Origin of the sequence: Nocardia sp. NPDC060249 (assembly GCF_042728755.1) — a bacterium.
GTDB lineage: Bacteria > Actinomycetota > Actinomycetes > Mycobacteriales > Mycobacteriaceae > Nocardia.
Map to the genome: position 1 here is coordinate 171034 of NZ_JBHXAQ010000005.1, position 12663 is coordinate 183696.

At 66.3% G+C, this 12663-nt stretch carries 16 protein-coding genes and 1 riboswitch; of the genes, 9 read left to right on the forward strand and 7 right to left on the reverse strand.

The genetic code is table 11. The features are described 5' to 3' along the window. The first annotated feature begins 152 nt into the window (after positions 1–152). Both ACFWFP_RS20155 and ACFWFP_RS20160 read left to right on the forward strand, forming a co-directional pair. Positions 153–728, forward strand: coding sequence for a hypothetical protein (locus tag ACFWFP_RS20155; protein WP_379297147.1), 576 nt, complete (start codon positions 153–155; stop codon positions 726–728). Positions 729–862: 134 nt separating this feature from the next. Beyond that, the gene (locus ACFWFP_RS20160) at positions 863–1522 is read left to right on the forward strand and encodes a DUF3159 domain-containing protein (protein WP_379297149.1); all 660 of its coding nucleotides are present in this window, start codon (positions 863–865) and stop codon (positions 1520–1522) included. Here the strand turns inward: ACFWFP_RS20160 and ACFWFP_RS20165 are convergent. From ACFWFP_RS20165 to ACFWFP_RS20180, 4 genes are all read right to left on the reverse strand, one after another. Beyond that, positions 1469–2308 carry an ABC transporter ATP-binding protein gene (locus ACFWFP_RS20165; protein ID WP_379297151.1) on the reverse strand — a complete coding sequence of 280 codons (840 nt, stop codon included), beginning with the start codon at positions 2306–2308 and terminating at the stop codon, positions 1469–1471. The two genes, ACFWFP_RS20160 and ACFWFP_RS20165, sit on opposite strands and share 54 nt — an antisense overlap. Continuing rightward, on the reverse strand, positions 2301–3140 hold the full coding sequence (locus ACFWFP_RS20170) for an ABC transporter permease (protein WP_379297153.1): 840 nt from the start codon (positions 3138–3140) through the stop codon (positions 2301–2303). The genes ACFWFP_RS20165 and ACFWFP_RS20170 overlap by 8 nt, the downstream gene beginning before the upstream one ends. Beyond that, positions 3118–4140, reverse strand: coding sequence for an ABC transporter substrate-binding protein (locus tag ACFWFP_RS20175; RefSeq protein WP_379297155.1), 1023 nt, complete (start codon positions 4138–4140; stop codon positions 3118–3120). The genes ACFWFP_RS20170 and ACFWFP_RS20175 overlap by 23 nt, the downstream gene beginning before the upstream one ends. Continuing rightward, on the reverse strand, positions 4137–4844 hold the full coding sequence (locus ACFWFP_RS20180) for a TenA family protein (RefSeq protein WP_379297157.1): 708 nt from the start codon (positions 4842–4844) through the stop codon (positions 4137–4139). The genes ACFWFP_RS20175 and ACFWFP_RS20180 overlap by 4 nt, the downstream gene beginning before the upstream one ends. Further along, a riboswitch (TPP riboswitch) is annotated at positions 4835–4931 on the reverse strand. (Overlaps the previous gene by 10 nt.) Before the next feature lie 165 nt (positions 4932–5096). On the opposite strand from ACFWFP_RS20180, the gene gndA reads away from it, so the two are divergent. Both gndA and ACFWFP_RS20190 read left to right on the forward strand, forming a co-directional pair. Further along, positions 5097–6542: an NADP-dependent phosphogluconate dehydrogenase gene (gndA, locus tag ACFWFP_RS20185; protein ID WP_379297159.1), complete on the forward strand. Its 1446-nt coding sequence runs from the start codon at positions 5097–5099 to the stop codon at positions 6540–6542. A 282-nt stretch (positions 6543–6824) separates the two neighbouring features. Further along, on the forward strand, positions 6825–7532 hold the full coding sequence (locus ACFWFP_RS20190) for an alpha/beta fold hydrolase (RefSeq protein WP_379297161.1): 708 nt from the start codon (positions 6825–6827) through the stop codon (positions 7530–7532). Between the two features lie 108 nt (positions 7533–7640). Here the strand turns inward: ACFWFP_RS20190 and ACFWFP_RS20195 are convergent, their stop codons facing one another. Then, the gene (locus ACFWFP_RS20195) at positions 7641–8261 is read right to left on the reverse strand and encodes a TetR/AcrR family transcriptional regulator (RefSeq protein ID WP_379297163.1); all 621 of its coding nucleotides are present in this window, start codon (positions 8259–8261) and stop codon (positions 7641–7643) included. A 76-nt stretch (positions 8262–8337) separates the two neighbouring features. Here ACFWFP_RS20195 and ACFWFP_RS20200 point away from each other — a divergent pair, with 76 nt between their 5' ends. The 5 genes from ACFWFP_RS20200 (at position 8338) to ACFWFP_RS20220 (ending at position 11762) form a co-directional block, all read left to right on the forward strand. Beyond that, positions 8338–8718, forward strand: coding sequence for a DUF1761 family protein (locus ACFWFP_RS20200; protein ID WP_379297165.1), 381 nt, complete (start codon positions 8338–8340; stop codon positions 8716–8718). 25 nt (positions 8719–8743) lie between these two features. Continuing rightward, on the forward strand, positions 8744–9031 hold the full coding sequence (locus tag ACFWFP_RS20205) for a DUF1905 domain-containing protein (RefSeq protein WP_379297167.1): 288 nt from the start codon (positions 8744–8746) through the stop codon (positions 9029–9031). A 112-nt stretch (positions 9032–9143) separates the two neighbouring features. After that, the gene (gene ligD / locus ACFWFP_RS20210; protein WP_379297169.1) at positions 9144–10103 is read left to right on the forward strand and encodes a non-homologous end-joining DNA ligase; all 960 of its coding nucleotides are present in this window, start codon (positions 9144–9146) and stop codon (positions 10101–10103) included. 648 nt (positions 10104–10751) lie between these two features. After that, on the forward strand, positions 10752–11081 hold the full coding sequence (locus ACFWFP_RS20215) for a hypothetical protein (RefSeq protein WP_379297171.1): 330 nt from the start codon (positions 10752–10754) through the stop codon (positions 11079–11081). Between the two features lie 75 nt (positions 11082–11156). Then, positions 11157–11762, forward strand: coding sequence for a hypothetical protein (locus ACFWFP_RS20220; protein ID WP_379297173.1), 606 nt, complete (start codon positions 11157–11159; stop codon positions 11760–11762). 39 nt (positions 11763–11801) lie between these two features. Here the strand turns inward: ACFWFP_RS20220 and ACFWFP_RS20225 are convergent, their stop codons facing one another. After that, positions 11802–12317 (reverse strand): flavin reductase family protein, encoded by a 516-nt coding sequence (locus ACFWFP_RS20225; protein WP_379297175.1) that lies wholly within the window; start codon positions 12315–12317, stop codon positions 11802–11804. Next, entirely contained in the window at positions 12314–12637 is a 324-nt protein-coding gene (locus tag ACFWFP_RS20230) for a hypothetical protein (protein ID WP_379297177.1), read from the reverse strand. The genes ACFWFP_RS20225 and ACFWFP_RS20230 overlap by 4 nt, the downstream gene beginning before the upstream one ends. Between the last annotated feature and the right edge of the window lie 26 nt (positions 12638–12663).

Here is a 12663-nt window from a genome sequence, read left to right on the forward strand (position 1 = left end):
TCACCCTTACTTTCGCTGAATGGGTCGCGCTCGCCGATGGGCTCCTTGCTCGAGTCCCGAAAATACACCGAGTCACCCGGCATCCGGACCGCGACATGCGACGGCGCGGAGGAACACGCGCACATGTCGGAGGTCGTTTCTACACTTTCGGCGTGACGCTCACCCTCGCCGACCTCGTCGGCTACACCGACCGTGGCCTCGATGCCGATCTCGCCCGCTGGTTCGGTGACGGCGAACCTGTCGAAGTTTGCGCCGAAACTCGTTCGGTGGCACCGTTTCTCGCACGACTGCCCGCTGCCGGCGCCGCCGCACTCGCGGCCTTCGACCGCCGGGTCCGTTCCGGTCGGCTGCCGCAGTTCCTCGACATCTTCGACTGGTCCTACGCTTTCGACTTCGCCGGCAACGACTGCGGGATTCTCGATGCCGACTACACGACCGAACTGACCGACGACGACGTATTCTCTCTCGGAGCCGACGGCGGTGGCAACCTCTACGTGGTGCTCACCACCGGTCAGGTCGCGGTCTGGTTTCACGAGGAAGAGGTCCTCGAGGGCGGCACCCGCTTCGACAACATCGACGTCTTCCTCTGGTCGTATGTGCGATATCGAGCCGTCCGCGCGGGCAAGCTCGCCCTGTCCGAGGTCGAGGCCGACTTCACCGCGCTCGGCCAGGACGGTGCGCTGGCCGAGGACCTCGGGTTGCTGAGTCTGATGAAACCCCCGTCGTGACAGATGTCATGTCTCATCCGTGAGGTTGTCATTCGAAAAGGTGTTGGCGCGCACTGGTTTCCGGCGCTCGCGGCGACGAACGTGAGAGCTGTTCCTCGCACGACACCTTTTCGCGCAACAGCTTGGAGAGATCGATGATGCAGCCTGGATCCCACCGCGATGTCGACGAGTCCGCCGCCTCGCGGGCATCGAAGACCGATCCCACACAGAGACTGGTCGACCAACTCGGCGGCACCACGGGAATGATCTACACGGCGATACCGATCATCGCCTTCGTCGTGGCGAATGCGCTGGTGGCACTGCCGATTGCCATCGGGTCCGCCGTCGCCGTGGCGGTAGCGATCATGGGATTTCGGATCGTTCGCGGTGAGCCGGCCGTCCAAGCGAGCGGCGGGCTCGTCGGGGTCGTCGTCGCCGGTGGCGTCGCCGCGTGGACCGGCTCGGCGGGCGGATTCTTCCTGGTCGGCATCTGGGCAAGTCTGGCCGGCGCCCTGGTCGCGCTCATCTCGCTGCTGGCCCGTCGACCGCTGACCGGGGTGCTGTGGAACATGCTGCACGGCAACGAGTTCGCCTGGCGGCAGGACCGCCCGTCACTGCGCGGGCACGACATCGCCACCCTCGCCCTTGCCGCGGTGTTCGCCGCACGCTACTTCGTCCAGGACTGGCTCTACGACATCGACGCCGCCGGGTGGCTGGCCACCGCCAAGATCGTCATGGGAACCCCACTGCTGGCGCTGGCGCTAGTGGTCGTCGTCTGGGCGTTTCGTCGCTCGACCAAGCGACTGCTCGCGTGAGCGACGCGACTCCTCGTGCAGGATCGCGAGCAGTTCTTCTTCCAGCGCCACGAATTCGGGGGCGGTGATCAGGGACAGACCGCGCGGGCGCGGCAGATCGATGCGCAGTTCGCGGCGCACGGTGGCCGGGCGCGCCGACAGGACGATCACACGGTCCGACAGGTACACCGCCTCCCGGACATCGTGGGTGATCATCAGGACCATCCACCGGTAGCGCTGCCAGACCTCTTGCAACCACGACTGCATCTCGGTGCGAGTCAGCGAGTCGAGCGCGCCGAAGGGTTCGTCGAGCAGCAGCAGTTCGCGCTCCTGGACGACCGTGCGCAGCAGTGCCGCCCGCTGTCGCATCCCGCCCGACAACTGCGACGGGCGGGCGTTCTCGAAACCGGACAGGCCGAATACCGGGAACAGTTCGCGGGCGCGGCGTCTGGCCTCTGTTGTGGGGACACCCTGGACGCGCAAACCGAGGATGGTGTTGTCGAGGATGGTTCGCCACGGGAACAGCAGGTCCTTCTGCGGCATGTAGGCGCAGTGCGACGCGGTGTCCTCGCCGTCGGCCGCGCGGAAGCCGACGCTGCCGGAGTCGGGGGATTCGAGTCCGGCCAGCATGTTGAACACGGTGCTCTTGCCGCACCCGCTGGGCCCGATGACCGTGACGAACTCGCCCGATCGGACCGTGAACGACACTCCGCCCAGCACCGCGAGGTCGGGGCTGCGACGACCGGGCTGGGGGAAAGATTTGGTGAGGTGGTCGACGACGATCCGGTCGCCTTCGGCGTCAGTCACGTCGGCTCCTGTTCTCCGTGCGCGCCCACGGCGCGACGAGGCGCTCGACCGCGAACGTCGTCAGGTAGAGCGCGATACTCAGCAGCGCGGTCACCACAACCGCCGCCAACACCAGATCGGTGCGGAACGAGTTCTTCTGCAGACTCATGTAGATGCCGAGACCCACACTGGCGCCGACATATTCGGCGAACACCGCACCGACGACCGCGTAGGTGATCGCGATCCGCAACGAGGTGAAGAATCGCGGAAGCGCGGACGGTAGCCGCACATACCGGAACTCCTGCACCCGGGAGGCGCCCATGCTGCGCAGCAGCGCGCCCGCGTCGCGGTCGGCCGCGGCGAACCCTTCGATCAGGCCGATGGCCATCGGGAAGAAGGTGACCAGTGCGACCACCAGGATCTTCGGCAGCAGGCCGAACCCGAACCAGATGATCATCAACGGCGCGATCGCGACGATCGGCACGGTCTGCGACGCCACGAACAGCGGCACCAACGCGCGCCGCAGCCAGGGCGAGAAGTCGACGATCACCGCCAGTACCCACGCCGCGCTCAGCGAGACCGCGAAGCCGATCAGCGTCACCTGCAGGGTGGCGGCCGCGTGGGTGGCGATCTCGTCGCGGTGCGCCCAGCCCTGCTCGACCACGCGCACCGGTGAGGGCAGCACCTGCGGACGCACACCGCTGGTGATGACATAGAGCTGCCACGCGGCCACGAGCACCGCCACCGTGACGATCGACGGCACCGCCCACCGGATCCCCGCCCAGCGACCGGTCCGGTCGCTGGGCAGGACTCGCGCGTCTACGGACCGGTCACGGGTTGGCAAGGTAGTCATCGGTGAAATACGTCGACCAGTCGGGTTCGGTGGTCAATGGTTTGCCATCGGGACCGTTGAGCAGGCCACTGCGGTACAGGAACCGCGAATTCGCTGACCACTGCTCCACGGTCTGGGTGCCGACTCGGCCGTTCGGGTCTTTCATGAACTGGTCGGCCAGCATTCGCTGACTGTCGAAGACCAGCTTCTCGTCGTTGAACGCGCCCGGGTTGGCGTCGATGAGGTCCTGGGCCGCCGCGTCCGGGTTGTCCGCGGCGAACTGGTAGCCGCGTTGCAAGGCCTGGACGAACTTCTTCGCGCGGTCGGGGTTCTCGGCGAGCCAGCCTTCGTTGGCGTCGATCACGATGGCGTAGGAGTCCGGGAATCCGAAATCGGTGTAGCGGAAGTACTTCATCGGGGTGCCGTGGTGTTCGGCCTCGATACCCTCCCACGCCAGATACGAGACGGTGAAGTCCGCTTTTCCGGAGTAGACGGCCTCGTAGGCCGACGATCCCAGCACGACGGAGGTGAATTCGCCGGTGCCGCCGTCGTTGCGGATGACCTGCGCGAGTGACTCCTTCTCACCCGGGTCACCGAAACCGGCGTAGGTCTTGCCGTCCAGATTCTTCGGGCTCGCGAGGTCGGTTCGGTCGGCGCGCACGCCGATCCCGGTCGCCCAGTGCTGCAGCGGTGCGAGCACCGACTGGATTCGCGCACCCGACGCGCGGGCGAACGTCGACGAATTGTGAGTACTGATCCCGAATTCCGCGTTCCCGGCATCGACCACCGTGTCGACCGAGGTGTTGTTGTACGGCAGCACCTGCACATCCAGACCGGCGTCGGCGAAGTAGCCGCGCTGCAGGGCGACATACAGTCCGGAGTGATTGGTGTTGGGCGTCCAGTCCAGCGCGAAGCGGATGGACTGATCGGAGCCGCCGCCCGAACCACAGGCGGTGACCAGCGACAGGGTCGCGACGGTGGTTGCCATGACCGCGAGTGCGCGGCGAAGACGCCCGTTCATGCGGCAGGCCAGGGCTGCGGATGCAGGGCGGTGTCCCAGAACATCAGCTCGTAGCGCACGGCGAGGACGAACGCCTTCTCCATCGCCGCCCGCTCACGCTCGCTCGCCGACTCGGCCGCGGCGTCGACCAGCGATCGCGCCGTGGCCGCGGACTGCTGGAACTCTTCCGCGCCGTAGGTGGTGACCCACTGGGCGTACGGGTGGGTGGCGTCGGCGGCGATCACCTTCGCGGCACTCGCGGCCAAGCCACGCCCCACCTCGGCATAGATCCAGAAACAGGGCAGCGCGGCTGCCGCGGCGACGGCGTAGGACTCGGTCGCGGCAACGGCGATCAGGTAGGAGACATAGGCCAGGCAGGTCTGGGAATGCTCCGGCTCGCCCTGCCGCGGGGGCAGCGCCCCACCGGTGAGCATCTGCTCGTGCATGGCCGACTCGACAGCGGCGGCATTCGCGGACGAGGTCGCCCAGAAGGCCGCGGTCTGCGGGTCCGGCGACTTGGCGGCGAGCATCGCCAGCGCCTTCGAGTACCCGGTCAGATACAGCGAATCCTGTTCGATGTAGGTGCGGAACACCTCGAGCGGCAAGGTGCCCTCGCCGAGGTGCCGCAAAAATTCCAGCTCATCGATCGCGCTCCGCAGAACCTTGGTCCGGTCCCAGAGGTGATCGGTGAACAGGCCGGTATTCGTGGTGTGGGCGTGCAACACCGTGACATCCCTTCGTCAGCATTACCTGAACAGGTTCAGCGGGTCTGTTCTCAGCCTCGCGGTCGCGAGACACCCCGTGTCAGAACTCGACCGACACTAGCAGCGACCGCCGACACGCGGGCTCGGCCCGGTTCGCCGTGTAGCCCCGGTCACGGTGGTAGGTGTTCGGCGGCGGACCGGCACCCAGTAACTTGCCTGCCAAGGAGTTCGTCTTCCACACCCATCGAACCGCCGAACGAAGAGAGCTGATCAATGTCGACCTCTACCGCGCGTGCACACATCGGTGTCACCGGCCTGGCAGTGATGGGCAGCAACATCGCCCGCAACTTCGCCAAGCACGGCTACACCGTCGCGCTGCACAACCGATCCGTCGCCAAGACCGACGCGCTGCTGGCCGAGCACGGCGGTGACGGCGATTTCGTCCGCACCGAAACCGTGGAGGAGTTCGTCGCGGCGCTGGAGAAGCCGCGGCGGGTGCTGATCATGGTCAAGGCGGGCGAGGCGACCGACACCGTCATCGAGGAGCTGGCTGCCGTGATGGAGCCGGGCGACATCATCATCGACGGTGGCAACGCCCTCTACACCGACACGATTCGCCGTGAGGCCGCCATGGCCGAACGCGGTCTCAATTTCGTCGGGGCAGGTATCTCGGGCGGTGAGGAAGGTGCGCTCAACGGTCCCGCGATCATGCCGGGCGGGCCGAAGGAGTCCTACGAATCGCTCGGCCCGCTGCTCGAGTCGATCGCGGCGCAGGTCGACGGCACCCCGTGCTGCACCCACATCGGGCCCGACGGTTCCGGACACTTCGTCAAGATGGTGCACAACGGCATCGAATACGCCGATATGCAGTTGATCGGCGAGGCTTACCACCTGTTCCGTGACGCACTCGGTTTCGATGCCGGGAGGATCGCGGATGTGTTCACGCAGTGGAACTCCGGGGACCTGGAGAGCTATCTGGTGGAGATCACCGCGCAGGTGCTCGCGCAGGTCGACGCGAAGACCGGCAAGCCGTTGGTCGACGTCATCGTCGATGCCGCCGAGCAGAAGGGCACCGGCCGCTGGACGGTCAAGTCCGCGCTCGATCTCGGTGTGCCGGTGACCGGCATCGCCGAGGCGGTCTTCGCCAGGGCGCTGTCGGGTTCGCGTGCGCAGCGCAAAGCCGCGGTGGGTCTCGCGTCGGGCACGCTCGCCGACAAGCCCACCGACGTCGAGCAGTTCACCGAGGACATCCGGCAGGCGCTCTACGCGTCCAAGGTCGTTGCCTACGCACAGGGCTTCGACCAGATCGCCGCGGGTAGCGCCGAGTACGGCTGGGATCTGCGCCCCGGTGACCTGGCCACGATCTGGCGCGGTGGCTGCATCATCCGGGCTCGGTTCCTGAACCGGATCAAGGACGCCTACGAGCAGGACCCCGCCCTGCCGAGCCTGATCCTCGCGCCGTACTTCCGCGAGGCCATCGAGACCGCGATCGACAGCTGGCGGCGCGTGGTGTCCACCGCCATCCTGCTCGGCATCCCGGTCCCGGCGTTCGCGTCCTCGCTGTCCTACTACGACGCACTGCGCGCAGAGCGGCTGCCCGCCGCGCTGACCCAGGGTCAGCGTGATTTCTTCGGCGCGCATACCTACGAGCGCGTCGACGCGGAGGGCAAATTCCACACGCTGTGGAGCGGTGACCGCAGCGAGGTCGTCGCGGACTGAGCGCTGGCTGCCGGTGTGGTGAATGCGGGGTCGGCCAGGGGGAGCTGAGGATTGACCCGCCGGTGGTGTGTCGCTGATGATGGGCGTGAGCCCAGGGCGGCAACCCGCCTCGCGTCGCCGACGCGTTCCGAATCGGGACGCAGGACGCGGGGCGGGTGTCGACCCGGCTGTCGAAGTGACGGAACGTCATTCCCGAAGTTCGCCGAGGAGTGTCATGAATGCCACCGATCCTGCTGTGCGCAAGGACAATGGCGGTCTCGATTTCCGGCGATCGGTTCGCTCGTGACCGACGTGCGCATCACTCTGGGTGATGTCACCCTGCGGGGCACCGTGACCGGCGAGGGACCGACGGTTCTGTTGCTCCACGCGGGAGGCGAGCGTCGCGGTGTGTGGGTTCCCGTCGCGGCGCGGATCGCCGCAGCCGGATTCCGGGCGGTGGCCTTCGATCTACGTGGACACGGTGAGAGCACGGGAGAGGCGACGGTCCTTCGGGCGCTGGCTGATGACGTTGCCGGCATGGTGCGGCGCGAGCCGGCGCCGCTCGTTGTGGTGGGCGCCTCCATCGGCGGGCTCGCTGCCGTCGCCGCCCTCGGCGAACCGGATATCGCGCGTCGTGTGGCCGGTCTGATCCTGGTGGACGTGGTACCGAATCCCGATCCGGATCGGGTGCGCGCCTGGCTGAGCGAGGCAGGGCTTCGCGGTCGACGCACCGAACTGGTGGAAGACGGCCTCGCGGCGGGCCCTGCGCTGCATGCGACGGCCGTCGGTTCGGAGGTGCCGATGCTGCTCGTGCGCGGCGGACGGTCGCCGCTCACCGACGCCGAAGTGGATCGGTTCCGCGCCGATCGTCGTGTCGCGGTGACCTGTGTGCCGGATGCCGGCCATCTCGTCGCCCGTGAGGCCCCTGATGAGCTCGCGCGGATCGTGTCGGAACACGCCGGCACCTGGCTCTCCACCGCCCAGGCCGTTCAGAGTGCGTTCGACCTATAGCGGTTCTCGATGTCGCACGCCACGGGCAGTTGCCGCTATCCGTGCTGAGGGGGTTCCGCAGTCTTGTCGCCGCGCCGGTGAGCTATGGACCACCGAGTTCGGATGCGGTCAGGGCCGTCGGTAGGCAGCAAGGAAAAGATCTATCGCTGCGTCGGGGGTGTTCGCGGATGCTGCTGTGGCATCGAGCATTCGGGCATTCAGCGGCGCGCCCACGACCAGCCAGGTGAGCTGTTCGGCAGCGGCCTGGGGGTCGGGGATCGCCAGCAGGCCGCGCGCGTCGAGCACCTGCAGGGTGGTGGCGAGAGCACCGATATTGCGGACCCAGCTCTGGTGCAGATACGTTGCCCCGACCTCGGGCAGGCGGGCCGCCTCGGCGGTGACCAGTCGACGCATCTCCACCACGGTCGGCGAGAGGACACCGGCCAGCAGGGCCCGTGCCCAGGCGAGTAAGCCCTCGCCGACATCCTCGGCGGTCTCGAGTGCGGTGAGGGCGGGTCGCATGGCATCACGGCCGGCGGCGGTCCAGTGCTCCACGACCGCGGCGAACAAACCCTCTTTCGACGGATGTTCGCGATACAGCGAGGTTTTGGAGATCCCGGCGCGTGCGGCGATCTCGTCCATCGTCGATCCCGCGAACCCGCGCTCGAGAAACACCTCGCGGGCGACGGTGAGTAGTTCGGCGCCGGTCTTCCCGGGTGGCCGGCCGCGGCGCCGAAGGGGAGGGGTCATGCTCCCTACATTAGTACTTGACAGTACTTATTCACTCTTCTAAATTAAGTACAGTGTCGTACTCAAGGAGTTGGCCATGATAATTGCCGGTGTCGTCCTCGCGGCGGTCCTCTCGTTCGTCCTCAGCGCGGCGCTGTACGCGACACCTCCGATCGCCGCGCTGGTGTCGCGAACGAGTACCCCGCGTCCCGGAATCAGCATGCCGATCCAGATGCTGTTCGTGGTGCTGCGTGGCCTGTTGGCAGCGGCGGTGCTGGCGACCCTGCTCGTAGCCGGTGATCGGCATGGCGTGGCCGCCGGAGCGGCGGTAGGTGCGATCGTGGCGGTGGTCCCGGTGACCATCCTCGCCGGCGCTGTCGTCCACGAAAACGTGCCGATACCGACCGCTGCGGTGCATATGACCGACTGGGTCCTCAAGCTGGTCGTCAGCGGTGTCGTACTCGGCCTGTTCGTCTGAATCCCATACCTCGACAGGAGCTCTCATGAACACCGCACCGGGACCGATCGACATCACCTTTACCGCCGTCCTCGGAAAAGTCAGGGAGGGTGACACGTGGACATGCGTGCAACTGCCCGACTCGGCACGAATTTTCGGCACCCGGGGCCTGGTCAAGGTGAAAGGAACGGTGGACGGTGTCCCGTTCGCCTCGTCGTTCATGGCACTCGGAGACGGCACGCACAAGCTTCCCGTCGCCGCCGCGATCCGGCGCCGTATCGGAAAGGCCGATGGTGATGAAGTCACCGTCGAGTTGACCGAACGATTGAGCTGACCGAGTAACTCCTTCACGTCATCGAGCACCGAGCACGGCGTGCGGCACCACGGCTATGCTGATTGTTTGCTGACGGTGTCCATGGGATCGATCAGGTGATGGCGAGGTCTGCATGACCGGATTGCCGCACTATGCCGCGATGCTGGCAATGGCGGGCGCACTGCCTGCCGACGATGACCGCTGGGCCTACGAAGTGAAATATGACGGAGTCCGGGCCATCGCCTATATCGATGACGAATTGCGGCTCGAGTCGCGCAACGGCAATGACATCACCGTCGCCTGGCCCGAACTGTCCGGGCTCGCGCCGGCCGAGCCCGGGTTCGTGATCGACGGCGAGATCGTGATCGAACACGCGGGCCGATCCTCGTTTCAGGCGTTGGCGCCACGGATGCATCAACGCAACCCAGCCACCATCCGCGCCCTCGCGCACACGACTCCGGCCACTTACGTGATCTTCGACCTGCTCCACATCGGAGACCGGTCGCTGATCGAGTTGCCGTATGCCCAGCGACGCGAGCTTCTCGAGCAGGTCGGGTTGACCGGCCCGCACTGGAGGGTCCCCCACTTGCTGCCCGGACCCGCCGCGGACGCCCTGACGGTCTCGCGGGAACTCGGGCTGGAGGGCATAATCTGCAAGCGGCGCAACAGCTGGTACCTGCCCGGCCAGCGCAGTCCGGCCTGGACCAAGGTCAAAAATGTCAACCACCAAGAAGTCGTGCTGATCGGCTGGAAGAAGGGCGCCGGTCGCCGCGCCGGACAGATCGGATCCTTGCTGGTCGCCGTGCCCGATGATCGTGGCAGCCTGGAATACGCCGGCAGCGTGGGCACCGGGTTCACGGCCGCGATGCTCGCTGACCTCTCCGAACAGCTCGCGCCGCTGCAACGCCCCGATTCACCGATATCCGGCATCGGTCCCACTCCGGACGGGGTGACATGGGTCGAGCCGAAACTGGTCGGGGAAGTGGCGTTCACGGAATGGACCGGCGACGGCCGGTTGCGCCATCCGAGTTGGCGAGGACTTCGTTTCGACAAGGACGTGGACGAGGTCGAAACCCCGACCGGGCGCGCATGACCCACCGCGCACCCATCGCGGCGGTGGTATTTCCCTTACTTTCCGATCATTTGTTCGCAGCGGTTGTTCAGTGCCGTTCTTCCAGGGTCGACGCCGATGTTCATGTCCGGCTGCTATCGCTGCGGCGGGTGATTGGATTGTTTTCGGGGTGCGCTGACGGGCAAGGGCACAGCAAGCGCCGTGAGCTGGTGGAGGCGGGGAGTCCGCTGCCAGAAGCAGAGATTCGAGTGTTCGTGAATGATAATTCGCGCTGCGAGGGCCAGGGGATTCGGATGCCGGCTCCCGGCGCGAAGATAATCGCGTACGGCCGGCGCAGGGAAGTCGCTGTCGTGCCCTCGATCGTCACGATTGCATAAACTACGTCGATGAAATTCCTGCCTGTTCGATGCGTAGGGCGCCCTCTCGCCCCGCGTAGCCCCATATTGGGAAAACGGGAAATTGTCACGCAATAATAACGGCCTCGTCGATAGATGAGTGGGTTGCTGTTTCTGCTCCCATCGACTTCGGCAATCTGGCACTCTGAGTGACACCGAGCACGCGGCGTTGAACGCAACGACCGTAATTCTCGGCTGGGCTGGCTTTCGTTACAGGGGGAATGTACGGGCACAGAACAAGTGGTCCGGCTGGGGTAGCCGGGTGGGAGGATACATGGTCTACGTCAGAACTCACTTCGACAATCGATTCGTGCTACAGGACCGTGGCAATGGTCCGCACCGCCGCATATCGGACGAACGTGGCGATGAGCTGGCGCCGTTGGCGCCACTTGCCGCCATTGTGTCGTTCGCGCTGGTGGCAACGGGATGCATCGCGACCCCAGCAATGGGGGAGTGGACCCGCGACTATGGAGAAGAGCTCGTCGTCATTGCCTTTTGCCTGTACATGTTTCTTTCCGCTCTGTTGGGTTCGTGGGGTTTGCGCGAGTGGCTGCACACCGCGCGGTTCGCGAGTCGGATCGAGCGCCGGTCTTTGCGCGACTGAGTCATATCCGCCCTCAGTGCTATCGCGCTGGGAAATTCGCGGCAGCCCGCCTGGGTGCCAATAGTGGGAGGTGTTGTGAGTAAGGCCCCTGAAGTACCGATCCTGTCCCGGCGCGTCACCGAAGGCGGCCAGGTTGTGGTCATCGAGGTGAGCCGACCGCGACCTGTCAACGGGAACGCGGAGTGCACCTACCGGCTGGCGGACACGCGGCGCACCTCCCAGGGCCCCGATGAGCTGGCGGCGCTCTACAGGGCTCTCCTGGAGATCGGGGACCTGCTCGCGCGGGCGAATCGTGGAGCGTCGGCACGGTTTGTCGTCCCGGCGAACTACGGCTTTCCGGTACCACCCGCCTGCGATCGGCCCGCTGCCGTGGACGCCCCCGATGTGGTGGCGACGCAGACGATCACCCACGCCGGCGACCGTCACACGATCGCCGTCTGCAGACCTGTCCAGTCTGTCGGCGGGGACGGGATGCTGTGCCTGTTTCGGGTCGACGGCGAAGCGTTCGCGATCGCCAGAGGGTGGGACGGCATCGACGCGGTGCTGAACGCGGTAGCGATGATCGGCGCGAGGTTTCGCCTGCCCGCGGATTGGCCGATGTCACCGGCCGGGGGTGTATTCGCGCCAGATGTGGCGACCATGGCCGCAACATCCCGGACCGGCGCTCGAACGGCGATGTAGATCCGGAGCCCGGCACAGCCGAGTGATCCGCCTGTCGCCTCAGGCCTCGTGTCCCGGTGGCAGGTCGGCGACCGCGCGAAAACGCAGAGCCGTGACGGTGTCCGGTTCCGGCGGCCCGGAACCGGACACCGGCTCGAGGACGAGACCGAGGTGATCGCCGAGGTCGAGCCGTTCGACGATGCTCGCGGCAAACCACCCTGTCGCCGCGCTCAGGATCGGAAGCTCGTGCGGGCCGGTCCACCACGCGCATCGAGTGAACTTGTCGATCCGATCGCCGGAAGTAGTGGCGAACAACCGCGCCACCGCGAAGTGCTCGTCGGTCAGGAGATGGACCGCGAGATAGGTGGCGCCATCAGCGATTTCGCGGGTGTGATTGTTCTTCGACAGCGCCACCAGGAATCTGCGCGGGACGATGCTGACCTGGGTGGCGAAGCCGACCAGGCACCCGGCACGTCGGCCGCCGGCGACGGTGGTGATCACCCACACGGGACTGTCCGCGGCGGCGATCACCGCGTCGAAGGCGTCCTCACGGTCGGCCGACGGTGGCGAGGTCAATGCCCGCGAGCATCTGTGAGGCCGAGTCCTTCCTTGGCCTTGACCCGTCGATGCTCGATCAACAGCCACCCGACGCCTGCTCCCGCGAGCGTTACCGCGGCGATGGCACCGATCGTGGCCCAGCCGGCGAATCCGTATCCGGTGGCGGTCAGGCACAGACCCAGCGCGATGATTCCCAGCGCGCACAGGATGATGCCGGGGAAGTTGTAGCCGTCCTCGAGGCCCTCGCCCGCATGGCTTCGAGTGGTGCGAGCGTGATCGGGAAACTCACCGCCGGTGCGCTCTGCTGCAGAGTCATCGTGCTGATTCGAGTACGCCATCAGTATTCCCTCCGTCGAGCGGGTTC